The 23,066-nt window shown below is 39.1% G+C and carries 24 protein-coding genes; 12 read left to right on the top strand and 12 right to left on the bottom strand.

Annotation, left to right across the window (positions count from 1 at the left end; translation table 11 throughout):
• Positions 1-103: 103 nt before the first annotated feature.
• Positions 104-490, bottom strand: coding sequence for a hypothetical protein (locus H6G73_RS19285; RefSeq protein WP_190607424.1), 387 nt, complete (start codon positions 488-490; stop codon positions 104-106).
• Between the two features lie 154 nt (positions 491-644).
• Here H6G73_RS19285 and H6G73_RS19280 point away from each other — a divergent pair, with 154 nt between their 5' ends.
• Complete coding sequence (locus tag H6G73_RS19280; protein ID WP_190607422.1) at positions 645-950, top strand: small RNA NsiR4-regulated ssr1528 family protein; 306 nt, start codon at positions 645-647, stop codon at positions 948-950.
• A 93-nt stretch (positions 951-1,043) separates the two neighbouring features.
• Here H6G73_RS19280 and H6G73_RS19275 read toward each other — a convergent pair whose 3' ends face one another.
• On the bottom strand, positions 1,044-2,468 hold the full coding sequence (locus H6G73_RS19275) for a DUF3370 domain-containing protein (protein WP_190607420.1): 1,425 nt from the start codon (positions 2,466-2,468) through the stop codon (positions 1,044-1,046).
• A 184-nt stretch (positions 2,469-2,652) separates the two neighbouring features.
• On the opposite strand from H6G73_RS19275, the gene H6G73_RS19270 reads away from it, so the two are divergent.
• The gene (locus H6G73_RS19270) at positions 2,653-3,045 is read left to right on the top strand and encodes a hypothetical protein (protein WP_190607419.1); all 393 of its coding nucleotides are present in this window, start codon (positions 2,653-2,655) and stop codon (positions 3,043-3,045) included.
• Complete coding sequence (locus H6G73_RS19265) at positions 3,045-3,377, top strand: hypothetical protein (protein ID WP_190607417.1); 333 nt, start codon at positions 3,045-3,047, stop codon at positions 3,375-3,377. Before H6G73_RS19270 ends, H6G73_RS19265 begins: the two co-directional genes overlap by 1 nt.
• Before the next feature lie 12 nt (positions 3,378-3,389).
• Here H6G73_RS19265 and H6G73_RS25170 read toward each other — a convergent pair whose 3' ends face one another.
• The 5 genes from H6G73_RS25170 to H6G73_RS24900 all read right to left on the bottom strand — a co-directional run bounded on the left by H6G73_RS25170 (position 3,390) and on the right by H6G73_RS24900 (position 6,016).
• Positions 3,390-3,623 (bottom strand): Uma2 family endonuclease, encoded by a 234-nt coding sequence (locus H6G73_RS25170; protein ID WP_190607415.1) that lies wholly within the window; start codon positions 3,621-3,623, stop codon positions 3,390-3,392.
• A 109-nt stretch (positions 3,624-3,732) separates the two neighbouring features.
• Positions 3,733-4,164, bottom strand: coding sequence for an NUDIX hydrolase (locus tag H6G73_RS19255; RefSeq protein WP_190607413.1), 432 nt, complete (start codon positions 4,162-4,164; stop codon positions 3,733-3,735).
• An 8-nt stretch (positions 4,165-4,172) separates the two neighbouring features.
• Positions 4,173-4,625, bottom strand: coding sequence for a DUF3531 family protein (locus tag H6G73_RS19250; RefSeq protein ID WP_190607411.1), 453 nt, complete (start codon positions 4,623-4,625; stop codon positions 4,173-4,175).
• A 223-nt stretch (positions 4,626-4,848) separates the two neighbouring features.
• Positions 4,849-5,748 carry a Sll0314/Alr1548 family TPR repeat-containing protein gene (locus H6G73_RS19245; RefSeq protein WP_190607409.1) on the bottom strand — a complete coding sequence of 300 codons (900 nt, stop codon included), beginning with the start codon at positions 5,746-5,748 and terminating at the stop codon, positions 4,849-4,851.
• A 133-nt stretch (positions 5,749-5,881) separates the two neighbouring features.
• Entirely contained in the window at positions 5,882-6,016 is a 135-nt protein-coding gene (locus H6G73_RS24900) for a hypothetical protein (RefSeq protein ID WP_256443755.1), read from the bottom strand.
• Positions 6,017-6,035: 19 nt separating this feature from the next.
• Here H6G73_RS24900 and H6G73_RS19240 point away from each other — a divergent pair, with 19 nt between their 5' ends.
• Together H6G73_RS19240 and rsmG are read left to right on the top strand one after the other, a co-directional pair.
• On the top strand, positions 6,036-6,707 hold the full coding sequence (locus H6G73_RS19240) for an ABC transporter ATP-binding protein (RefSeq protein WP_190607407.1): 672 nt from the start codon (positions 6,036-6,038) through the stop codon (positions 6,705-6,707).
• 73 nt (positions 6,708-6,780) lie between these two features.
• Positions 6,781-7,536 (top strand): 16S rRNA (guanine(527)-N(7))-methyltransferase RsmG, encoded by a 756-nt coding sequence (rsmG, locus tag H6G73_RS19235; RefSeq protein WP_199317773.1) that lies wholly within the window; start codon positions 6,781-6,783, stop codon positions 7,534-7,536.
• A gap of 121 nt (positions 7,537-7,657) precedes the next feature.
• Here the strand turns inward: rsmG and H6G73_RS19230 are convergent, their stop codons facing one another.
• Positions 7,658-7,930: a hypothetical protein gene (locus H6G73_RS19230; protein ID WP_190607405.1), complete on the bottom strand. Its 273-nt coding sequence runs from the start codon at positions 7,928-7,930 to the stop codon at positions 7,658-7,660.
• Positions 7,931-8,344: 414 nt separating this feature from the next.
• Positions 8,345-10,015, bottom strand: a complete 1,671-nt coding sequence (gene mutL, locus H6G73_RS19225) for a DNA mismatch repair endonuclease MutL (protein WP_190607403.1) — start codon at positions 10,013-10,015, stop codon at positions 8,345-8,347.
• Between the two features lie 204 nt (positions 10,016-10,219).
• Here mutL and H6G73_RS19220 point away from each other — a divergent pair, with 204 nt between their 5' ends.
• Together H6G73_RS19220 and H6G73_RS19215 are read left to right on the top strand one after the other, a co-directional pair.
• Positions 10,220-10,555, top strand: a complete 336-nt coding sequence (locus H6G73_RS19220; RefSeq protein ID WP_190607402.1) for a rhodanese-like domain-containing protein — start codon at positions 10,220-10,222, stop codon at positions 10,553-10,555.
• Positions 10,556-10,599: 44 nt separating this feature from the next.
• Entirely contained in the window at positions 10,600-10,743 is a 144-nt protein-coding gene (locus tag H6G73_RS19215; protein ID WP_190607400.1) for a hypothetical protein, read from the top strand.
• Between the two features lie 10 nt (positions 10,744-10,753).
• Here H6G73_RS19215 and H6G73_RS19210 read toward each other — a convergent pair whose 3' ends face one another.
• The gene (locus H6G73_RS19210) at positions 10,754-11,797 is read right to left on the bottom strand and encodes an adenosine deaminase (RefSeq protein WP_190607398.1); all 1,044 of its coding nucleotides are present in this window, start codon (positions 11,795-11,797) and stop codon (positions 10,754-10,756) included.
• A gap of 388 nt (positions 11,798-12,185) precedes the next feature.
• On the opposite strand from H6G73_RS19210, the gene H6G73_RS19205 reads away from it, so the two are divergent.
• Both H6G73_RS19205 and H6G73_RS19200 read left to right on the top strand, forming a co-directional pair.
• Positions 12,186-13,142 carry a diiron oxygenase gene (locus H6G73_RS19205; protein WP_190607396.1) on the top strand — a complete coding sequence of 319 codons (957 nt, stop codon included), beginning with the start codon at positions 12,186-12,188 and terminating at the stop codon, positions 13,140-13,142.
• Positions 13,143-13,619: 477 nt separating this feature from the next.
• Positions 13,620-14,354 (top strand): glutamine amidotransferase, encoded by a 735-nt coding sequence (locus H6G73_RS19200; RefSeq protein ID WP_190607395.1) that lies wholly within the window; start codon positions 13,620-13,622, stop codon positions 14,352-14,354.
• A gap of 158 nt (positions 14,355-14,512) precedes the next feature.
• On the opposite strand, the gene H6G73_RS19195 is transcribed toward H6G73_RS19200, so the two are convergent.
• On the bottom strand, positions 14,513-14,899 hold the full coding sequence (locus H6G73_RS19195; RefSeq protein WP_190607393.1) for a response regulator: 387 nt from the start codon (positions 14,897-14,899) through the stop codon (positions 14,513-14,515).
• Between the two features lie 53 nt (positions 14,900-14,952).
• A complete protein-coding gene (locus H6G73_RS19190; RefSeq protein ID WP_190607391.1) occupies positions 14,953-19,455 on the bottom strand; it encodes a response regulator in 4,503 nt (1,500 codons plus the stop codon).
• Positions 19,456-20,380: 925 nt separating this feature from the next.
• On the opposite strand from H6G73_RS19190, the gene H6G73_RS19185 reads away from it, so the two are divergent.
• From H6G73_RS19185 to nuoF, 3 genes are read left to right on the top strand one after another with little or no spacing between them, the layout of a single operon-like run.
• The gene (locus H6G73_RS19185; protein ID WP_190607389.1) at positions 20,381-20,917 is read left to right on the top strand and encodes a universal stress protein; all 537 of its coding nucleotides are present in this window, start codon (positions 20,381-20,383) and stop codon (positions 20,915-20,917) included.
• Between the two features lie 2 nt (positions 20,918-20,919).
• Positions 20,920-21,432, top strand: a complete 513-nt coding sequence (gene hoxE, locus H6G73_RS19180; RefSeq protein ID WP_190607387.1) for a bidirectional hydrogenase complex protein HoxE — start codon at positions 20,920-20,922, stop codon at positions 21,430-21,432.
• Positions 21,419-23,020, top strand: a complete 1,602-nt coding sequence (gene nuoF / locus H6G73_RS19175; protein ID WP_190607385.1) for an NADH-quinone oxidoreductase subunit NuoF — start codon at positions 21,419-21,421, stop codon at positions 23,018-23,020. The genes hoxE and nuoF overlap by 14 nt, the downstream gene beginning before the upstream one ends.
• Positions 23,021-23,066: the final 46 nt, after the last annotated feature.

Raw genomic sequence — 23,066 nt, 5'->3', positions numbered from 1 at the left:
AGTTGCAAAACTACAAAATATGGCAAATCCTGGGCGTTAGGGACAAAGAAGTTCTATTCTTTCGCCTTTCACCCGTCAACTGTCACCCAAACAAAATTAAACCCTAATTATCAGTAGAAGTTGGAGAGGATTGTAACCGACTCAAAACTTGCCAAGTGTGAGTGGTGGTATCGAAACAACGCCAAGTTCCCTTAGCTTGTTCCTTATAACAGAATAAAGTGCGATCGCCACTGTTATAGTTATCTGTGATAAAACAAACGATGCCCCGAAAAGGATAGGTTTTCCGACTCAAGCGTTTTGCCACAGCCTGGTTTGGACATTCAACGATAAACACCGTTTCACCATTGATATTGGCCAAAGAGAAAAAACACATCCGTAAAATTGCTCTGAGCCAACTTTCAGAATTCTCAAAATAATCATCGATAATTCGGTTAGTCAGGGCTTGCTCAAAGCTGCGGTCTTGGTTGCGAGGAGTTTGGGCATCAGACATAGCATCACCTAATCGCTATACCATTGGTTCGAGGTTAAACCAAAATTTGGAAAAGTGGCAAGTCCATACGCCAATAGCTCACTCCTCAAGGAGTCCAGCCAGATGGGGTAACAAGGCTGGTAAAATCTACCTATATCCTTGAGCAGAAATCACCATGACTACAGAAATTAATCCAGGGACTCAAACAACTAAAGGTGCGGACGCGATTGATGAAGCGATCGCACGGGGAATAGATTTTGATGGTTCCCCTATTCCAGCCGCTAAATTAGAACTTTATCACACAGTCATGGGTCTAGAGGCAAACAGACAGCGTAGCGGTGTATCTAACACCATGCGTTCTCGAATTGTGCGAATTGGTGCCAAGCACATCCCCCAAGCAGAATTAGACCAAAAGTTAGTTGATGCTGGTTTTGCACCTCTCAAAGAAAAAGAAATTGCCTTTTTCTACGGTGGTAAATAAATATCAGACATCTGGTGAAAATTAAATACGTGTGATTTGAAATCTTTGTAGAGACGTTGTATACAACGTCTCTACAGGGTGCTTAACCCAAAGCTATTTTTCTAAAGTTCGCACTGTCAACACCTGGGGAGGAGTAGAATCAGGGGGATAAATCACATCTACCTTGACCATACTTTGACTTCCTGGCTTTAACGGCAACTTCAATAAAGGTTCCAAAACTTGACCCACACGATGCCATAAATGTACATAACGGGTTTGTGGTTTTCCTGTTTCATCTATGTAAGAAAGCTTCACTGTCCCCCGGAAAAAGGGAAAATCTAAAGATGGTTTGCGGAAGCGTAACCCACCTTGAGCTAACTTATCTTCCTTCAAAGGCGTTTCTAAAGTTACAGTTACTGTTTGGGTTTCTTGAGTATTATTACTTAAAGGTAAACTCAGCTTATATTCTACCCCATAATTACCATGGGCTTCATAGGCTGTATCTGGATAACGTACCAGCATTTTTGCCGTTTGATTTTGACCAGTCCCTAATCTTCCCCCCCGTAAAGTTGCTAGACCATAGGAAATGGCTTTACCAGGCTGAGGAATAGTTAGAGTTTGGTCTTTGAGATTATCTACTAAATCGGCTTTCCATTGAGAACCCCCAGATACACCAGCCACACGCCCATAAATTAATTTACCGCCAGTTGCATCTGGTGGAGTAGGTGTCTTATCTCTTGGCCCAGCAAAATTACCCGTTGTTAGTAAAGTTTGCCATTCTTGTAAAGTCGGCCCCCGGTCAGAACCATCAGCATTTTTCTTCGCAAACATCGCTAAACTGGCAACATACACTTTACCGCTACTTCGCAACCGGAAAAAACTCGACCGACCATTTACAGGCTTTTCCAAATTCCTGACTGGGATGGGATGATTGAGCAACATCCTACTTGCTCCCGGTGGAATGACTAACCTAGCGGGAAACTCTCTTTGACGAACTCCACGTAACACATCACTAACTGCCCTATTTCCGGGGCCTGCAAATGCCTTACCATCATTATTTTCGACGTAGGGTGGTAGAGTCACAAAGGGTGCATCCTGCATCAAATAACTTGCACCTTGTAATACATCTACCCGCACAGTTTTCTTGCCAGGGTTATGTAACATTACTCCCAAATACAAAGTTTGCAAATCCTTGGGAGTGTGGGTATAGTGATGAGCAAATAAATCAAACCGTCCTTGAAAAGGAAAATTGAGATGGGCTGCGGGAACTTTTTTCCCCTCAGGTGCAAAAGTAGAAAGTAAAATGCCTTCCGTTTTAATCCATTCTGGGCTATTACTATTAAAGACGGGAATAGAGTCTAACTGACCTGGTAAAGGGCGAACTTCTCCGGATTGAACAATTTCTTGGGGTGCTGGTTTGGGTGTAACTTGAGCATTTAAATTACTATGGGTATAACTAACAATAGGAATAATAGCCAGTCCAGATAAAAGTATAAATAAGGGTGTTGGGACTTTGGGTTGACGAAATTTTATTTTCATGAATTTCTATGTGGTTACAAATGCAGAATGAATAGTGATAATTACAGAACTGTGTCTGCTAATTTCCGATTGGAGTCTGAGAATTGCTAAAAATTTACTGCTATGTGCTGATTAGCTCGTAATTATCTATAGTTATAAGTTAAATTGAGAATAACCTTGGATTTTCGACTCAGGAGTTATGGAAATGGAAATACTCATTGAATCGACAAAGGATTTTGAAAAGGATTTAGAAAAGTTTACAGATACGGAGAAATTTAAACTTATTAAAGAGATGAATCGCTATTTTCAAATTTTATCATCAGAAGATAAAGAATCATTTTACGAAAATAGCGAACAATTCCGAAATATTAAACTCAATCATTTTTATGATTCAACAATATATTCTCTCAAAATCAATGATGAACAAAGAGTCATTCTTACCATTGATGATGATCCCATTTTCGGCTGTATATTAGTTACTTTATTTCGATTAGTGAATACGGCAGAGGCACACAAAGCATATAACGCTGTTGCAGAAATAATTTATCAGGATTTTACGGTAGAAGAAAATCAAGAAACAGAGGTGCACTGCTGCTAATGCCGTCGATTAAACCTCTTCTGGATGAATATGGTGTGATTCATGAAGCGATGAAAATTTTACCAGAAGAATTGAAATTAAATTTTTTAGAAGCTTTAGCTGAATTAGAAGACAATGAATGTCACCGCACCAGAACTTTTCCGAAAACAAGATTACATAAAGTCATGGGCATTAAACAGGCTATTTACCGTGCAGATATTGATAAAATTTCTGGTTGGCGGATTCATTTACAGTATATTGAAGGCAAAATCCATTTAAAAGATATTATTGGTGGGCAAAAACATGACAATGTAATTGAAGTAATTAAATCTAAAAAGGATAGATATGATTAATGAAGTTCTATCCTAAAATTTGCTCAATTTTGATATTGATATCTGGAAAAGATGGAATAGATAAAGTTTGACCGCTAAGTTAATTAATCTCCTCATGCAGGTAGCGTGTTTAGTACCAATTGGTGACATTTCCAATATTTCCCCATTGATCAATTCCACTCTGTCATCTTCAGAGAGAAGACCAGCTTGATTCATGTGATGGTATTCTTTAACTTTAAAACGTCTGGTCACTAATGGAATAGACATAATTCACCAGTTGTTTATGTACTAGGTTGAATCTAGCAATCCTAGATTCAGATATACCAATGCTAGACAAGAATCAATTGGGAAAGTGGAATTTTGCCTCTATACACAACTACAAATATTGAAAAAATACCTCTGGTACTAATCTTAATTCCCCAGATGCGAATTTAGAAATTTCTACCCAAAGAGCGCGATGTTTACGCTCAGGAGTTTCTGAGAAAGTAATGCTGTCAATTTGGTAAAACTTAGAATCCGCAAAATCGCATTGATAAAGCTGAATGATTTCGTGACCTTGTTTACCATTAAAAATGAACAGGTTTTCAATACAAGTTAAATAGCGAATGTTAGTTAATTCAGCTTGAATTTCTTCTTGAAATTCTCTTTGTAAAGCATCATAACTATGCTCCCCAAATTCTACCCCACCACCAAGAGCACGATAAAATGTAGATTGTTTGGCTGGGTCATAACCTTCAGAAACAAAGATTCTGTCTCCATCCCGAATTAATGCTAAGACAATAACGCGAATTTCACCTGGTTTATTCATTGTGATGATTAATTATCGTAAATAGAGTAAGCGCGAGATTCACTATCTTCGACCGGCCAATCTTCATTTTCGCCGCCTATGTACAAAGCTTCAATAGTGACGTATTCTTCACTTAACTGGGTTAAGGCATTGATGAGAATGTCAATAGCGATCGCATCACTGGTTCCCAAATCAAACCAACACCGGCCCCATTGTTCCAAATATTCAAACTCACCCATGTTGTGCATGAGTGCCAATAAGCTTTTATCATAGCCACTAGCGTCATAATCCATGTAACTGATATCTAAACCAGTTTCTTGTACCTGGAGATTTTCCGCGTTAAATGCACCCAACTTACCCAAATAAAACCAAGAGTTAAAGACTTCTTCTACATATTCCTTTTCTCGTTCCGAGGGAATGGTAGAGAACTTGACCCAAAACCAGATATCAAAAGGATTAAACTCGCGAAACTGAATGTGCATTTTGTCAATGGGGATAAACGGACAGAGGGGGGATAGATGAGAGATAAGAGAAGAAAACCTACTTTTGAACTTCTGTTCGCGCAGCGTGCCCTAGGCATACTCCTGTACGGGCGGGTTTACCAAAATTCTCGTTCATAGTTGATGATATCTGTAAACCCGCCCCTACTGACTTCTGTTCGCGCAGCGTGTCGTAGGCATACTTCTGAACTCCTCCCCCTCATTATCATGGATTCTTCAACCGATTAATAGCCTGATTGCGTTCTGACTCGATTTGTTTAACTAAATGAGTCGGAAGTTGGAATTTTTTAGCTAAAGCTTGATCAAAATTAGCGATCGCATCCCTAATCAGCGATTGATTATAATCCTTTTTCCCTTGCTCATGCAGAATTTGTGCCTTGAGATAATAAATTTCTGGATTATCCGCAGTAGCTTTCAATGCCCGGTTCGCATACTCTAGAGCTTGAGGATATTGTTTCAAATCTCGATAGGCTAAGGCAATCCCCCGGTCTACCAAATAATCGGGAGCAGCATTTCTTTCCAGCTTGTCAATAGCCTCATCTGGGCTAGTAAACGGCAAATTTACCGCTAACATCAAATCCATATAACCCCGAATTAAATTTAACTCTGGGTCTCTGGCAGAAATCGCCTCTGCTCTATCTAAATATTCAAATACCTTTCGCAACCTACTTAAAGCTTGAGAAGCGCCATTTACTGTCCCCTCACGGGTAAGAATCACCGCTCCCTCTAGAAAATATCCCACCGCCGTGTATAAGTTTCCACGCAATGGATTACTAGCAACCAGCTTTTTTCCTGTTTCTAAAGTTTTTTGACTATAGTTATCTAAAGTAGCCCAATCTTTATTTCCGTAAGCTAATGAAGCCTTCATCGCATAAGCCAAAGGTTCATCTACTTCCGTAGCCAGAGCCTTTTGTAGATAACGTTCTGCCGCTAGATAGTCTCCTTTTTGAAAAATTGCCTTAAACGCAGCTTCCGTTTGCTCACCAATTTTATGGGTGTCTCGACTCCGAAAGGGATCACCAGCCATTAAAGGAGTGACCAATAAATTAAAAAATATAATAGTGGTAAAAGTCACCTTGGATAAATTCAGGAATCTAGCAAACATAATGATGTGAGAAAATGAGGATAATTTAAACAAGCAAAAACTCAGGACTATTACGGTTTAAATAGTTTTATATATAACTTAAAATCTTCTTGAGAGTCATTTTTGAAAAACATATTATATATAAAATAACTATCTAAATGAGTAGACTGGGTTTAATTTTTAATGTTCCATTGGCATTATTAGCAGTTTTATCTAGTAACTCTGCCACAATAGATAAAAAATAACAATTCCAGCTAGCAGCTCTCCCTTGTCTCTCAGATTTATTCACTTTTTGCTGATCTGCACAAATGCTCTATCTTAGAAATTTAACTTATCATCCCACAGCTTGCCCAACCGCAATTCTCAAATCTGTTAATCTAGAATTACCATCTAAACAACTTGGGCTGATTATTGGCCCTAGTGGCTCAGGTAAAAGTACCTTATTAGAAATTCTCTCTGGACTTGCTGACCCAACTTCTGGTACAGTTCTATGGCGGGAACAAGAATTAATCGCTGAACAGCTACAACAATTAGCAGGAATAGTATTTCAATTTCCTGAACGGCATTTTTGCGGAGCAACAATTTTAGAAGAATTGCGCTTAGGACATCCTGAACTAGGGTCAGAAAGAGTTAAACAAGCATTAAGCGCAGTAGGATTAGATCATTTATCTCTTTCTACACCTCCCCATGCTTTAAGTGGTGGACAACAAAGACGTTTAGCTTTAGCAGTGCAATTAATTCGTCAACCGAATTTATTATTACTAGATGAACCTACGGCTGGTCTTGACTGGTCAATGCGACGACAACTGGTAAATTTATTAGGACAAATCAAACAAGATTGGACATTATTGGTCGTCACCCATGACGCTGGGGACATGTTACCCATTGCAGATAAATGCTGGACGCTAAAACATGGTATTTTACAAGCAGTTGACCCTGCAACATTGGCACATAAAGAGCAAGAAGTAGCGGTTAATTAACAATACCAAAATTTAAGGTTGAGGGAAGTTTTCTCTAAACCAATTCTTGATGAATACAGTCTTGTTTTGTTCAATGGATTTAGAATCTTTACCTATCAGTAATTTGCCAGAAATGGCAGAAACTTGGCAACAAACAATCAATTGGCAACCGAGCCAAGAAGAACAAAGCCAGCTACAGCGACTTTATCAATTAATTTTAGCAGGTAATCTTCAGCTAAATTTAACTCGCATCACTGAGCCTGAAGAATTTTGGGAAAAACATCTCTGGGATTCTTTACGAGGTATGGCACCACAGCAGCAATTTATTTCTACTCTGCAAGATAAAACAAAACTGATTGATATTGGTACAGGTGCTGGGTTTCCTGGTTTACCAATTGCTATTGTTTTTCCGAACTGTCAAGTTACCTTGTTGGATTCCACTCGCAAAAAAATTAATTTTATTGATCAGGTTTTAACTAATCTATCTTTAAATAATGGCAAAACTTTAGTTGGAAGAGTAGAAGAAATAGGTCAACAAAATCAACATCGTCAACAATATGATTTAGCGACGATTCGTGCTGTAGGTACAGTTTCTGCTTGTGCTGAATATACTCTACCTTTACTGAAAAAAGATGGTTTAGCAGTGATTTATCGGGGTAGTTGGACAAGAGAAGAAGAAAAAAGTCTAGAGAATGCAGTTAAACAGTTGGGAGGAGTAGTAGAACTGATTGAAGAATTTACTACTCCCTTAGCTCATAGTATTCGTCATTGTCTATATCTACGCAAAGTAGAAAATACCCCAAGCAAATTTCCCCGTGCTGTGGGTGTACCAACTCAAAAACCAATTTAATTGCTAATAAATTGAAAAATAAGAAACCCAGCTAATCTAAAACTAGGTTTCTTATACTGATGATTTTAACAGCTTTGCTGCTGGAATTTTGTAATTACGTCACTGTCGAAATTGGGAATAACTAATCTTCCCAAGCTACGAATTGAGCTAATAAAGCTTCATCATCTGTGACTCTTCCAATTGCTGGTGGACTGAGATAGGCAAGACCTAAAGCTTGCTGATATTTTTCTTTATTAAACTTACCTTGACCTGTACTGCCGTTACTACCTCCACCAGCAGTTTCACCTTGTCCACCAGGTTGTCCAGTGCTTTGTCCACCGTTAATGTTAGCAGCAACTTCTGGACTAATTTCACTGAGCAAATCATATTCTGAAATTCTATCGAGATTAAACATTTGTGTTCCTCCTAAAATAAAACTCAAAAAGCCATAGTTGAGTTGCTATTTTTGATAACTCAACTGCTTTATTACTTGTATGGTAAAGTCAATATTTTTGAATGACCTCCGCATGAAAAAACTGCTGGAGTTTTAATTTTTCTTGTGTGAAATAAATAGTTATTGTTCGAGTTATTGATAATAATGTTATGCTTACATGACATTGTGAACGAAAACAACTCGATTTCAGGATAGTGATCATGTCACTTTTGGCAATAAGCTAGTGATTTACTGGTAAATACCGTCAAAGCGTTGTGCTGCAAGCTTTTTCAGGATTTTTAGTAACTAAATTCATTGATACCAATCCTGTAATAATCACAAACTAGCTGTTGTTTAAGTGACAAGCAGATTTGTCAAAGAAATATTTCGTAACATTTAAATGCCATGACTTTTGCCTATCACCCAGTGACGACGGAAAAACCGAGATAAAGCAGATTCTTCTAAGGATAAATAAATAGGTCTGCCGTGTGGACAAGTGCGGGGGTTACGGGTGCGTTGCCAATCGTCTAGTAATTTCTGCATTTCTGGTAAAGTCATGGGTGTACCATTGCGAATAGCACTACGACAAGCTACGGCTACTTGTGCTGTTTGCAAGTCTCCACCACGACTTAGTTCGAGAATGGCATCAGCACAGTCTTCTCGCTGTTGTAGCATGGCAGGAATTTTGCGTATGGCCCAAAGTTGTTCTCCAAAGGGTTCAATATCTAAACCAATGCGTTGTAGTTGTTCAACTTGGTTGTTAGATAATTGATAGAGGATGATTGGTGGTTCAACGGGGATAAGTTGCCAACTATCACACAATTGTTCAAACAAAACTCGTTCATGGGCTATGTGTTGTTCGACTAGCCACATTCCCCCTGGATGTTCCGCTACTATGTAAGTATTGCTGACTTGGGCCACTGCTGTGACATAGTGCTGAGTTTGACTATCAGGTTTTTGAGAATTAAATTTGTAGGTACCTTTTTCTTCTGCGGCTTTGAGTAATTGGCTAACTCTGGTGGTGTGGACAGATTCTTTAAGATTGGTTTCGGAGAGACGCAGTGCTTGGTTGATGGCTTGGGTTATTTGTTCTTGCCAATAGGTGAGTTCGTGGAGATAAATTTCTGTTTTCGCGGGGTTGCGGTTCCAGTTAATTTGGTCAGGGGAAATGAGAAGATGTAAGAAGCAAACAGGATAGCGATCGCGTGGTAAGGTTCTGTGAAATGCTGATAGTATAGTTTGCTCTAACTCTGGGGAGTTAATGATTCTGCCATTAATTGCCACCTTCACCCAGTCAGGACGATGACGGTGACATCTATCTGGTAAGCCAATAACTACTTTTAAGGAAGAGTTAGTAATTGTAGATGACTGCGGGTGAGGTACTGGTAAATTGATTTCTTCTAAATCACCTTGTCGCACCTGGGTAAGAATTTGCGGGATGAGTTTTCCGACGGTTGGTGCAGGGTAAATAGTAAACCATTCTCGGTCGTTTTGCCACACTTGGTAAGTGACATGGGGGTGACATAAGGCAATTTGCTGAATTATCCCTTGGACGGACTTCAGTTGCTGCGCTGTGGGGGGTAAACCCTGACGACGACCAGGACAGTTAGCGAATAAATTAGCAACTGTGACCACTGTTCCCGGTGCAATAGCAGCTACATCTACTTGTGTTACTTCGCCATTGTTGCCATACATAACTCGCCATCCCTCTGTACTATGTGTGGAACGGCTGAAGATTTCTAAATCTGCGAGAGTAGTTAAACTGTGCAGTGCTTCACCACGAAATCCTAAACTTTTTATTTTCCACAAATCTTCGCTAGAATGAATCTTACTGGTACTATGGGCGGTTGCTGCTTTTTGTAAATCTTCTAAACTGAGTCCACAACCGTTATCAGCTACACGAATTCGCCATTGTTGCGGCCATAAAGAAATAACGATGCGTGTTGCACCAGCATCTAAGGAATTTTCTACTAATTCCCGCACCACGGAAGCGAGAGAGTCGATGACTTCTCCAGCAGTGATGAGATATACCACTTCTGTGGGTAAGGCTTGAATAGTAGATGCCATAAAGGATTTGTGGTTTGGTTTTTGAATTAGGTTTCGCGCCAAGACGCAAGGAAAAGGATGAGTTTGATATTTTGATATATGGTGGTGTGAAACGATCTGATTTCCTACAAATTCTGTAACTCCTGCAACTTCTGCAACTTCTGTAACTCCTATTCAAAAAGATATTTGCTAAATTGCTGGTGAGGTTATAAGCAAAAACGGCTTATGAGTAATAGTCTAGTTGCTGATGTCCGTGATTTAAAGTCACGTCTCGAATGGGGACGGCCTGCTTTTACGGTGATTGATACACGCGATCGCTTGGCTTACAATCAAGGTCATATTATAGGGGCAATTTCTATCCCTTTAGATCAATTAGAAGATTGTGTTCTCTCTACTCTGCACCGCGAACGACGCATCTATATCTACGGTGATAATCAAGCGCAGTCTACTCAAGCTGTGAGGTCTTTACAACTTCTCGGTTTTAAAGCTGTCGCAGTCCTAAATGGCGGTTTACAGGCTTGGAAAACCATTGGTGGTGCAGTTGAGGGTATTGCTGCCTAAGCAGTAACTTAACATACAATGAACTGGGTGTTGGCAACTGGGTTGTGGATAAGAGCAAAATATTTTTTGATTTATCAACAATCATCAATTACCAAGGGACATCTGGTGCAATTCAATATGCCTTTCTCATCACCCTTGTAGAGACGTTACATGTAACGTCTCTACAGTCTTTACCACCAGATGTCTAATTACCCAGGTTCACGCTTGAACTGCTAAAAATTGTTCTGATTCAACATTAAGTAATCCATTTAATAAAGATACTGGATGTTGTTGATGGGGCCAAGCAAAGGCATGACGAAATGCTGCTTCTTGACAGGCTTGTAGTTGTTGGAAGTTAATAATGTCGTAGGTCAGTAGGGTTTCATATTCAAAGGGTAAACGGACATTATGTAAACCAGCGTTATCTGTACAGATAGCAATATCTACCCCTGCGGCAAAACAGCGGTCAAATACCAACTTTAATTGACGGATATCTTGTAAGGTTCCTGTTTTTAAATATGTAGTGGGACATACTTCTAAACACTGTTTTCTTCTCGCTACCTCTGGCAGCAGTTCGGGATATAACAGGGGAATTTGGATACCGTGACCAATACGCATCAAATAGGGTAACAGTTGAGGATAGCAACCATCGGTGGTTTCGTAAACATGTCCGGTGGTCTTTACGCCTAAAGAACGGGCATAGTTATATAAACTAATCCATTCATCCATTCTTTCAGCATAATAGCGATCGCCCCCCGCTACATCCACTGCACACACATATTGTCGATTTTGTGCGGCTAAATCAATAATTGCCCGATTTACCTCAAAGGGTAAACGGGAGTGCATACAAAGAATTTGGCTAGTAACAATGGGATATTCTGGTAAATGGCTAGCTTTTCCCACCACTTCCACAATTTCCGCCATTTTGTCAATGCGTTCGTTTTGACTCAGATGTTCAGGGGTGCGTAAATAGGGAGTGTAACGCAGTTCTAGATAAGCTAAATTTTCAAAGATATAGGCACCGCGCAGCAACCGATAAATAAAGTAGGGTAAGGTTTCGACGGTTTGTACACTTTCTACTAAGGTGTGCAGTTCTAGATATTCATCTAAAGTATTGCGAGGACGGGTGTAAAAATCTTCAAACTCTGAATATTCGCTAAACCGAGAAATTAAATCTGTAGCATGGCGCTCAAAGTACCGCCACAACACACGGGGGACGACTGAACCCCCCAGGTGTCTATGTAATTCAGCATATAAGGCCATAATGGGATTTTTTAGATAAAAATTTCACTAATTGTAACAAAAGTATTAAATAAAAAACCTGTAGGCTAAAAACAGGTAAGCAGGTTGCGGGGAACAGGTGAGCCGGCATGGTCTTGGGGGTTTACCCATGAGCGACTCGCTTAAATTTTGACTGCTAACAACTTTTCCAACACTCTCTAACCTTAAACAAATTTTTCATTAGTGATTTGCATCACATCAATTAGTTAACATAAATCACTAAGAAATTGAGCACAAATCGCCGACAAAAATTATGCATAAATCCTGCGGATTTTTCCTAACTAAATAACAAAAAAATCTTGCGGAGATTTCAGGAATAGTTCCAATGATTTTGTAGAACTAATTAACAAATCACCCAGAAAAAAGAAACATGTTGACATTAACTCAAGATTTAAATTCTAAGAAAACTTTAATTAAAAACTATCGCAGCCCCTTTAAACGTTGGAATGAAATTAGTTGGATACGCACTAAGCCCATTAGAAACGGTGAAATTTCTGGACTACCTTTTTCTCCAGAATTAGTTCCACTAGCCGCACATCAAACAATCGCTACAAATGAAAATTATTGGTTGAAAGTTTTGGCTTATCGCCTACTTGCTCACTTGCAATTTACAACTTTACTCGAACTAAATCATGTTAATCCTGTATGCAGTTCCTTAGCACAAGGCAGAGCACCTGTTTCCTTAACCAATGAACAGCAAAATGATGCTCTCCGCATTTATTGTGATGAAGGAGGACATGCTTTATTTGTAGAAATGTTATCGACCAAAGTAGAAACTACCTTCAATCTTGACTATTCCGTCATCGGTAGACCCCAATTTGAACGGACTTTGGAACGGTTGATTTCTGAATATCAATCGCGTATTTCTCCTCAGCTGATTAAGCTGTTTTTCGTCACCATTTCGGAAACATTGGTCACGAAAGTTCTACACGATGTTCCATCTGACCCACGTGTAGCATCAGTAGTACGTGACGTGATTGGAGACCATGCCGCAGATGAAGCTTTACACAGTGCTTATTTCCGCAATTTATTCCCCTTGTTATGGCATAACCTGTCACCTTACGAACAAGAAGAAATGGGGCAGTTGTTACCACAACTAGTTTGGGCATTTTTGGGACCAGACCGTCAGTATGAGTACAACCTTCTCAGACATTTAGGATTTAATCGGGAAGAAGCAGAAGGAATTCTCCAAGAAGTTTATGTGTCATCAGAAGTGGCAGCAGGAGTTAAACAAGCAGCAGCCCCAACCATAAAAATGTTTGACTCTGCTGGTGTATTTTCATTATTTTCTGTTCAACAAGCTTTCGCTGATTGTGAATTAGTATAGTCTTGTCTCGCACAGTTTATTAGTCAAGTAAACTAATTTCTTAAATCGGTTTACCGTGATCAAGTGTGAAATTAGTTTCAGGTAGCGGATATATCTACACGGGATTTTTGAGAGACTATTACACATAAACTCAGTTAAAGGTCATAACTGTTTTCCCTCTTCAATAAGCAGTCACCTTTACCCACAAGCTAATTTGCTGATTTAGCCTAAAAATTCAACGTTAAAACTCATGAAATTACACGTTTTTGACTGTAAAGTTGTGAAAATATCGAAATATATACTATACCTGTTGAGGTAATGTTAGTAAATAAGTTATCGAAAATAAAAATAAGCTAATTCAATTTTCGATAACCTGCTTGAGCAAAGATTTTGTGCACAAGGAAATATGAATATCCTAGTTATTCCCAAGTCTTTGCTGCGAATGTACCGTTTTTGGCAACCCAAACAATAATTAACTTGATTTAATTGGTGATAACAATGAAAAGAGCAACAGTAATTAGACACGTAGCCTTTGAAGATTTAGGGACTTTAGCTGGAGTTTTGAAACAGCAAAACTATGCAGTTACATATTTTGAAGCCGGACGTGATAATTTGGCTGATATCGCTCCTCTAAATGCAGATTTGCTCGTCATCTTGGGTGGCCCTATTGGTGCTTACGATGAACAGGATTATCCTTTTATCGTTCATGAATTACATTTACTGGAGCATCGTCTAGCAGCAGATTTACCAACTCTGGGAATATGTTTGGGTGCTCAATTGATGGCTCGCGTTCTGGGTGCGAGGGTTTTTCCTGGGGGAGAAAAGGAAATTGGTTGGTCTCCATTAACTTTAACTAATGCTGGCGTAAATTCTGCGGTTGGTCATTTAAATGCAGAGCATACATCTGTGTTGCACTGGCATGGAGATACTTTTGACTTGCCTGATGGTGCTACTCTGTTAGCTAAAAGTGCTAAATATGACAACCAGGCATTCTCCTGGGGTAAATACGGTTTGGGTTTACAGTTTCATCCTGAGGTAACTGTTTCTGGTTTGGAACGTTGGTTTATTGGTCATGCTTGCGAAATCAATGCCACTCCAGGTATTAGCGTCAAACAGTTACGTCAAGATACTGCTAATTATGCGCCTAAGTTAGAAACGCAAGCTATTAAATTCTGGCGAGCTTGGTTAGCTTCTGTTGACTCTAACTTAGAAATACCCGTTTTAGCACGATGACACTAATAACTGCTAGGCATCAATAGACATCTCACATAAATATTGTTTTTGTTTCACACAGAGTCGCAGAGAAAAGTAAAGAAAAGAATGGTTTTTGCAAGATGTCTATTGTATTTGTGTCTTAACTGTTTTGTCTGTTGCTATTAAAGATTGATGAGCTAATTCTCAAATGTCCAGCCTAATGCTGATGCCACTTGACCTGCTAATTCTAATGGTTGAAAAGGTTTAGCGATGGCTTTTTTCATACCTAATTGAGCATAACGACGACGGTCTGTAGCTTGGATTTTTGCTGTTAATAAAATCACTGGAATTTCTTTAGTTGCGGGGTTAGCCTGTAAATGTTCAAATGCTGTGATTCCATCCATATCCGGCATCATCACATCGAGTAAAATCGCATCTGGTTGATGAGTTTCTGCTTGGACTATACCCTCTTTTCCTGAACTAGCTGTAATTACTTCCCATCCAGCTACTGTTTCTAAACAAATTTTTGCTACTTCTTGAATATATTGCTCATTATCAACGACAAGAATCCGCTTTTTATTCATTATTTGCCCCCTGGTTAATAGAATTTATGAAAAATCATTGATTAATTTTTAATTCATATCTGGTGTGTAATCCTTTGTAGCAGTTCCATGACTCGATGTTCAAATTCTTGTGTTGTCACTCTACCTTTGGTTAAAAACTCTGTATATCCTAATTTGAGTCTATGGCGTTCTGATTCATCTAAATCTTTAGCTGAATAAACAACCATAGGAATGCTATAAAGTTGATTATGCTGCCTTAACCAATCAACTACGGCAAAACCATCTGCTTCCGGTAAAATTAAATCTAAAATTAGTAAATCAGGATTAATTTTTTGACTCAAGTGAATAGCTTCTCTACCTGTTTTCGCGAGAAAAGTTTCAATATCGTGGCGTTCAAATACAGTAGCTAATAAATCTGCTAAATCATGGTCGTCTTCCACAATTAAAATTCGCATTTTTCGGGAAGGTTCTACTACTACTTCTCGTAAGGAATGCAGCAGGGAAATTTCTTCCACTGGTTTACTCAACCAGTCTACAAATTCCGCATTAGCTGGATTAGTTTTATTCGGTTTATAAACGCTACAAATAACGATGGGTATATCCTGGGTATCTGGTTGTTCTTTCAAGACGGCCATTGTTTCCCAACCATTCATTCCCGGCATGAGCAAATCGAGTAAAATAACATCAGGATGGTGAGCTACAGAAGTAGCGATCGCTTCCTCCCCTGTAGCGACTGTCATTACTTGATATCCTCCCTTTTCTAGTAAATGTCTTAATTCATTGCGAATTACTGAATCATCATCACACACCAAAACTAAGGGAGAATACTGGGAATTAATCGGTTGATTAAAGGGCTGTTGTAGGTTGACAGCATCCATTTCTGTAAGGTTGATGGATGGTTCTGGATAACTCTCCATCATGGGTAAAGTAAAGTAAAAACTACTACCAACTCCCAATTCACTTTCTACCCAAATACGTCCACTATGTTGTTGAACGATGCTTTGACAAATAGCTAAACCTAAACCAGTTCCATCATGGTTGCGGGAGTCGGAAGAATCCACTTGTTGAAATCGCTCAAAAATACTATCTAATTTATCAGCAGGTATTCCCCGACCAGTATCCTTTACCATAAATAGTAGGTTATCCGCTTCTTTTGAGGCTGTTAGCCAAACTGTAGAACCAGGATGAGAAAATTTAATTGCATTACTTAATAGATTAGTTAAAGTTTGGACAATGCGGTCTGGGTCAGCCCATATTTGCGCAGAAATACTATTAATAGATAACTGTACATTAGCTTTTGCGGCTAAAGATTGCATCACATCTAAGGCTGAATCAATTAAATCATCTAAATGGCAAATTTCTTTCTCCATTTTGACTTTGCCAGATTCGATGCGCTCAATGTCGAGAATATCATTAATTAGTCTGACTAAACGTTCTGTACTATCTGTAGCAATTTGTAATAATCTTTTTCCTTGTTCTGAATCTGTGGATAATAAACCACTAGCTAACATTCCCAATGAACCATGAATTGATGTCAGAGGGGTGCGGAGTTCATGACTTACTACTGACACAAATTCATCTTTCATTTTTTCGATTTGCTTACGTTCAGTAATGTCTCGCAAAATGACTGTATAGACAAATTCTTCCCCAATATCTAACTTAGAAATAGAAGCTTCCGCGGGAAATTCACTTCCATCTCGACGAATACCAAATATTTCTCGCCTTTCTCCCATCCGTCTTGCTAAATTCGTTCCTTGCCCAAAATCTTTGACATATTGACGGTGGACTTCTGCAAAGCGCATCGGTAAAAGTACATCTAACTTTTTACCCATAATTTCTGCACTTGAATAACCAAATATTTTTTCCGCACCTTGGTTAAATAAAGTGATCTGCTGTTGACCATCAATGGAAATAATCGCATCATCTGCAATACTCAAAATTCGCTCAAATCTAGTTTGGGAAATTCTTAATTCTTCTTGGGTACGCTTCCTTTCATCTAGTTCGGATTGCAATTGGTGATTAACAGTAATTAACTCAGCTGTGCGTTCTGCTACCCTTAATTCTAATTCGTTATTTGCCTGATGCAGAGCTAATTCTGTTTGTTTCCTGAGAGTAATATCACGGGCCACTATTTGTGCTGCCGTTTGACCTTGGTAAATAAAAGCTGCTGCTACTATTTCTAAATAAATAACTGTGCCATCAAGTTTAAGAAACTGAACTTCTTGTAAAGGTACAGAATTTTTCAATGTTTTTAAAATTTGGATATTATGGGCAATAATTTCTTGGGACTGGGGATGGACAATATCTAATAAATTTTTTCCTAATATTGCCTGTGGATTACTATTACCTAATAACTGTACTGCGGCACTATTTAAAAAAATAAAATTTTCTTGATGATCAATAATAAAAATTGCTTCTGGACACAGTTCTACTAATTGTTGATAACTTTCCTTACTTTGTTGCAGTTCTATTTCTGCTAATCGACGTTTGTGCCGATTTCTCAAAGCCACGATACCATAGGCTAAATCATCTGCTAATTCTTGTAGCATATTGACTTCTTCGGTATCAAAAGTATCAGTTGTAGTGGAATAAATATTTAATGCACCTAAAGGTTGAAGATGGTCAAGAACTAACGGTAAAGCAATGGAAGCCGCGTAACCCCTTTGACTAGCTTGTGCTTGCCAGCTGAGATAGTTAGCATCTCCAGCAATATTTTGAACAATACATGTTTTACCTGTGCGAATTGCTCTACCAGTGGGGCCTCTTCCATATTCTGTATCAGCCCAAGTCAAGTTAAGAGATTGTAAATATCCTGCATCATAACCTGCATAAGCAACAGGGCGAATACTTTTTTCCAGATTATTTTCAGCAAAACCCACCCAAGCAAAACGATAGCCACCAACTTCCACAATAATTTGACAAATTTGGTGAAGTAAATTATCTTCATTTTCAGCCCGAACTAAAGCTTGGTTACAAGCACTTAAAGTTTGTAATGTCCTATTTATTCTGGCAATTTCTTGACTAATAAGATGAACTGATTTTAATTCTAAATTAGCTGAATTTGCAGTTTTATTTTTTGTTTCTGTTGTTTGGCTATTTTGAGCTTGTGCCATGCGTTTTAATAGCTTGACACGTTCTAAACGGTTAATAATGCGGGTTACTAGTTCTGGGCCAATGATGGGTTTACTGACAAAATCATCTGCACCTACACTAAAAACTTGATTGACTATTTCCCCATCGTTGTGAACAGTGAGAAAAAGAATTGGTAACTCACTCCATTGGGGGTCATTGCGAACTTCTTGACAGAGTTGAATACCGTTGGTGTAAGGCATTTCCACATCTAGAACCAGCATATCCGGTTGGACATTGGCCAAGGTCGGCCAAAACTGTCGGGGGTCACTGAGGGCGATCGCTCTTAGTCCCCAAGGATGGAGTAAAGTTTGTAATAATGCTAAAATTTGCGGGTCATCATCGACTACTAAAATTTTGGCTTCTTGATGGGGTGTATTTTCTGGTAGTTGTAGAACTTCTGGTATGGTTGTTTCTTCCTTATTTTCTACTTCTTGTTTCAATAAATTAAACCACTTTTCTAAATTACTGATATCCGTTGACTTTAAAGAAGAATTTGATTTCAGTAACTTCTCAATTTTATGGGCTACCTCTGAACCCAAAGGTAAACCAAAAGTTCCTAATGACCCAGCTAAGGTATGGGCTTCTTTCACAGCCATCTGCCGCAGTTCTGGGGTTAAATTTTTGTTTTGACTGGCTACAGTTGCCTGTTCAATAATTTGCAATTGTTCTGCCACACGACCACGAAATTTTTGCCAAATATCTGTAATAGCTTGGTCTATTTTTTGATGATTTTTCTTCTTATATTCCTTAGTTTTTTTAACACCTTCTTCTTCCAAAGGTTTGAGACGATAACCAATACCATATACCGTTTCAATTAAATCACTGGATGCACCTGCGCTTCTCAGTTTCATTCGCAAACCCTTAATATGAGTGCGAACTGCCTCTTCTCCTGGTGTATCTTCATAAGACCAAAGGTGTTCTAAAATCATGCCACAGCTAAAAACCCGCCGATTATTTCGCATGAAAAGTTCTAATAAAGCATATTCCTTTGGTGTTAAAGATAGATTTTTTGCCCCATAAGAGACTTCACAACTACTAGGATCTAATCGTAAATTTCCCCACTCCAAGATTGGTTGAGCAGCAATACCACCACGACGCAATAATGCCCTAACCCGTGCAACTAATTCCTCTTGATCAAATGGTTTAACTACATAATCATCTGCACCAGCATCTAAACCAATGGCTTTTTCATGGCTACTATCACAACCAGTTAATAATAAAATTGGTAATGTTCTTCCACTAGCACGAATTTTTCGACATAAGCTAATACCATCTAATTTAGGTAATAAAACATCTAAAAGAATTAAATCATAATCATAAGTTGTAATTAAATCCCAGGCTACATTCCCATCATTTGCTACTTCCACCGCATAATTTTGTTCAGCGAGAACTGCGGTGAGTGCATAGGCATTTAATTCATCATCCTCAACAATTAAAATCTTCATTTTAAAAGCTGTCCTGATTTAATGGTCGTAAGATATAGTGCGGAAGTAATAAAAAATTAAATAAAAGTTCATTGTCAAGAAATATAACAATTCAGTCAGAAAAATCAATCTAGCTCTGATGTTTGACCATGAGTGAGACTCCAGGATAGACACTGATATCATACATAATTGATATATCTTTATATAACCATTGAATAATTATTGTGTCAAAATTTCCCCCTAATATTCTTCGCAAAATATTTTTAATCATTGAGCCTGATCATCCAAGACTTAATTAATGTTATGCAACTTTTTAGTCGTTTAAAATACACCTAAAGGACTAATTTTTAGAAATTTATTTTATGATTACAGTTTGGCATTACCACCAATTTAAATGTCTTATCGACTATAGAGTAAATATTGAATTTAAGAGTTTTTAAAATTGATTGACAACTGCCGAGACAATATTACTAAATCTTGATTAAAAGACGTGATTTTAATTATTGTAGCATCTAGTTGTCAATACCTACTACTGCATTAGCAAATAAATGTTACATATAGTTAACAAGTGCAAAAAATTGCAGAGAAGAATCTGTCTATGTAGTTAGAGACAGATGGTAAAAGGATGTAGGTTGGTTTTGGCAAAGAAAAACGGATATTTTGAATATTTTTGTCAACTGGCCTAGTATTACTCCACAAGTTAAAAAATAAAGAAAAAGTAAAAACTCCCGCTAGAGGACTAATCATAATTTTTACCCAGGGGATAACCATTCATCCTCACAAGTTCCTCAAATTGTTTCTCTATAAACTGTAGTTGAGTAGATTTAAGAGGGTGATTCTCTGAATTTATTCACTAATAGTTAATACATAATTAATTTCTACTTAACCACTACTTCGTAACTAGAAATCTTTATTACCAATTATTGAAGCTAAAGAGAGGGGGGAGATGTTTAAGAAAATTTTGATTGCTTTAGATCGGTCAGATATGAGACAAGACGTTTTTAAACAAGGATTAGCATTGGCAAAGTTGACATCAGCCAAATTAATGCTCTTACATGTCCTGTCTCCAGAAGAAGAAGGTAGTCCTGATGTCCTGATATTTCCGAATATTGACTATTATCCTGGTTGGAGCGAACAAAGTTTTAGACTTTATCAACAGCAATGGGAGCATTTTCAACAAGAAGGCTTGGCTCTGTTACAGACTTTTAGTGCCCAAGCCAATACTGAAAATGTGAATACAGAATTTACTCAAAACTCTGGTAGTCCAGGACGAATGATTTGTGAACTAGCTAGAGTTTGGCAAGCTGATTTAATTGTCATGGGACGGAGAGGGCGTTCTGGGTTGTCAGAAATTTTGCTAGGTAGTGTGAGTAACTATGTTTTACACCACGCTTCTTGCTCAGTACACATTGTACATTTGTCCGTTGACTCTGCTACCCAAGCAACTCCTGAGACAACTGAACTGTTGAACTCCCTCAAATAATCATGAAAACTTCTATGTCATCGGCTACAACCCATCCTAGTGGAGATAAGCGTCTCAAGATGTTGGATGCAACTATCAAGCGTCATCAATATCAACAAGATGCCTTAATTGAAATTTTGCACCGGGCTTCGGAATTATTTGGTTATTTAGAATTAGATTTGTTACTTTACATTGCCCATCAGTTGAAATTACCGCCCAGTCGGGTGTATGGAGTAGCGACTTTTTATCATTTATTTTCCCTGGCCCCCAAGGGTGTACATAACTGTGTGGTGTGTACAGGTACGGCTTGTTATGTAAAAGGGGCGCAAACAATTTTAGCCAGTTTAGAAACAGCTACTCATATTCACGCTGGAGATACCACCAGTGATGGACAGGTTTCCTTACTAACAGCTAGATGTCTTGGTGCATGTGGAATTGCCCCAGCGGTGGTATTTGATGGCAATGTTGCCGGAAATCAGACCCCAGAAATGGTGTGTGAGAAAGTTCAAGGATGGCTGCAACATGGAACTAAATGAATTACTAGAAATAGGCCAAAAAGAACGTTCCCAGGCGAAACCAGTGCAAATTCGCTGTTGTACGGCGGCGGGTTGTCTGTCTTCTAACTCCCAAGCAGTCAAAGACAATTTAGATAAAGCGGTGAAAGCTGCGGGTTTGGAAGATAAAGTCCAAGTTTCTGGTGTGGGTTGTATGCGGCTTTGCTGTCAAGGTCCATTGGTACAGGTGGATAACCAAGTACAGCCAGAGGGGACAAAACTTTATGAACAAGTGACTCCAGAGGAAGTGCCGCAAATTATTGCTGCGGTGCGTGGAGAACCAACTAATTTAAGAGAATATGATTTAAATCATCCCTTTTTCACCTATCAAAAGCCCATTGTCTTAGAAAATAGCGGCAAAGTTGACCCCGAACGGATTCAATCTTATATTGCTGCCGATGGCTATCAAGGACTGTATCAAGTTCTGCGGGAAATGAAACCTAGTCAGGTAATTGAAGCGATTACCAAAAGCGGGTTACGGGGTAGGGGTGGTGCTGGTTATCCCACTGGCTTAAAATGGGCGACGGTGGCAAAATCCGCAGGTGAGAAAAAGTTTGTCATTTGTAATGCTGATGAAGGTGATCCCGGTGCATTCATGGATAGGAGTGTACTGGAGAGTGACCCCCATCGAGTTTTGGAAGGAATGGCGATCGCTGCCTATGCCATTGGTGCTACCCAAGGTTACATTTATGTTAGGGCAGAATATCCCATTGCCATTAAACGGTTGCAAACTGCTATCCAGCAAGCCCAACGGTTGGGTTTATTAGGTTCCCAAGTCTTTGAATCACCCTTTGATTTTAAAGTGGAAATCCGCATTGGTGCTGGGGCTTATGTATGCGGTGAAGAAACGGCGTTAATGGCTTCCATTGAAGGTAAACGCGGTGTTCCCCATCCCCGTCCACCCTATCCAGCAGAATCTGGATTATGGGGCTATCCCACTTTAATTAACAACGTCGAAACATTTGCCAATATAGCGCCGATTATTCGTAACGGTGCTGACTGGTTTGCGAGTATTGGCACAGAGAAAAGCAAAGGGACAAAGGTATTTGCTTTGGCGGGGAAAATCCTCAACACAGGCTTAATTGAAGTTCCCATGGGAACAACCTTACAGCAAATCGTTGAGGAAATGGGCGGTGGTGTTCCTGATGGCGGTATTGCTAAAGCGATACAAACAGGCGGCCCTTCTGGGGGATGTATTCCCGCCTCAGCCTTTGATACACCTGTAGATTATGAGTCCTTGACGGCTTTAGGTTCCATGATGGGGTCTGGAGGGATGATTGTCATGGACGAAAGCACCAATATGGTAGATGTGGCGAGATTCTTCATGGAGTTCTGTATGGATGAATCTTGCGGTAAATGTATTCCTTGTCGTGTGGGAACGGTGCAGTTACATCAGTTGTTGACAAAGATTCGGGAAGGTAAAGCGTCAATGACTGATTTGCAATTGTTGGAGGAGTTGTGCGACATGGTGAAAAACACCAGCTTGTGTGGTTTGGGTCAGTCTGCACCTAATCCTGTGTTTAGCACTTTGCGGTATTTCCGGGAGGAGTATTTGGCTTTGATTAGATGATAGGGAACAGGTGACAGGTGACAGGGGACAGGGAACAGGTGACAGG

Source organism: Richelia sinica FACHB-800 (assembly GCF_014698825.1).
Lineage (GTDB): Bacteria > Cyanobacteriota > Cyanobacteriia > Cyanobacteriales > Nostocaceae > FACHB-800.
This window is presented reverse-complemented; position numbering and strand designations above follow the sequence as displayed.

Excerpts from the sequence above, each read along its gene's own strand:
- H6G73_RS19210 (WP_190607398.1), bottom strand. The coding sequence starts at position 11,797 with ATGGCCTTATATGCTGAATTACATAGACACCTGGGGGGTTCAGTCGTC.
- nuoF (WP_190607385.1), top strand. The coding sequence starts at position 21,419 with ATGGAACTAAATGAATTACTAGAAATAGGCCAAAAAGAACGTTCCCAG.
- H6G73_RS19195 (WP_190607393.1), bottom strand. The coding sequence starts at position 14,899 with ATGAATAAAAAGCGGATTCTTGTCGTTGATAATGAGCAATATATTCAA.
- H6G73_RS19200 (WP_190607395.1), top strand. The coding sequence starts at position 13,620 with ATGAAAAGAGCAACAGTAATTAGACACGTAGCCTTTGAAGATTTAGGG.
- H6G73_RS19190 (WP_190607391.1), bottom strand. The coding sequence starts at position 19,455 with ATGAAGATTTTAATTGTTGAGGATGATGAATTAAATGCCTATGCACTC.
- H6G73_RS19275 (WP_190607420.1), bottom strand. The coding sequence starts at position 2,468 with ATGAAAATAAAATTTCGTCAACCCAAAGTCCCAACACCCTTATTTATA.
- H6G73_RS25170 (WP_190607415.1), bottom strand. The coding sequence starts at position 3,623 with ATGTCTATTCCATTAGTGACCAGACGTTTTAAAGTTAAAGAATACCAT.
- H6G73_RS19250 (WP_190607411.1), bottom strand. The coding sequence starts at position 4,625 with ATGCACATTCAGTTTCGCGAGTTTAATCCTTTTGATATCTGGTTTTGG.
- H6G73_RS19280 (WP_190607422.1), top strand. The coding sequence starts at position 645 with ATGACTACAGAAATTAATCCAGGGACTCAAACAACTAAAGGTGCGGAC.
- H6G73_RS19255 (WP_190607413.1), bottom strand. The coding sequence starts at position 4,164 with ATGAATAAACCAGGTGAAATTCGCGTTATTGTCTTAGCATTAATTCGG.
- H6G73_RS19185 (WP_190607389.1), top strand. The coding sequence starts at position 20,381 with ATGTTTAAGAAAATTTTGATTGCTTTAGATCGGTCAGATATGAGACAA.
- H6G73_RS19240 (WP_190607407.1), top strand. The coding sequence starts at position 6,036 with ATGCTCTATCTTAGAAATTTAACTTATCATCCCACAGCTTGCCCAACC.
- hoxE (WP_190607387.1), top strand. The coding sequence starts at position 20,920 with ATGAAAACTTCTATGTCATCGGCTACAACCCATCCTAGTGGAGATAAG.
- H6G73_RS19205 (WP_190607396.1), top strand. The coding sequence starts at position 12,186 with ATGTTGACATTAACTCAAGATTTAAATTCTAAGAAAACTTTAATTAAA.
- mutL (WP_190607403.1), bottom strand. The coding sequence starts at position 10,015 with ATGGCATCTACTATTCAAGCCTTACCCACAGAAGTGGTATATCTCATC.
- H6G73_RS19230 (WP_190607405.1), bottom strand. The coding sequence starts at position 7,930 with ATGTTTAATCTCGATAGAATTTCAGAATATGATTTGCTCAGTGAAATT.
- H6G73_RS19265 (WP_190607417.1), top strand. The coding sequence starts at position 3,045 with ATGCCGTCGATTAAACCTCTTCTGGATGAATATGGTGTGATTCATGAA.
- H6G73_RS19245 (WP_190607409.1), bottom strand. The coding sequence starts at position 5,748 with ATGTTTGCTAGATTCCTGAATTTATCCAAGGTGACTTTTACCACTATT.
- rsmG (WP_199317773.1), top strand. The coding sequence starts at position 6,781 with ATGGATTTAGAATCTTTACCTATCAGTAATTTGCCAGAAATGGCAGAA.
- H6G73_RS19220 (WP_190607402.1), top strand. The coding sequence starts at position 10,220 with ATGAGTAATAGTCTAGTTGCTGATGTCCGTGATTTAAAGTCACGTCTC.
- H6G73_RS19270 (WP_190607419.1), top strand. The coding sequence starts at position 2,653 with ATGGAAATACTCATTGAATCGACAAAGGATTTTGAAAAGGATTTAGAA.
- H6G73_RS19285 (WP_190607424.1), bottom strand. The coding sequence starts at position 490 with ATGTCTGATGCCCAAACTCCTCGCAACCAAGACCGCAGCTTTGAGCAA.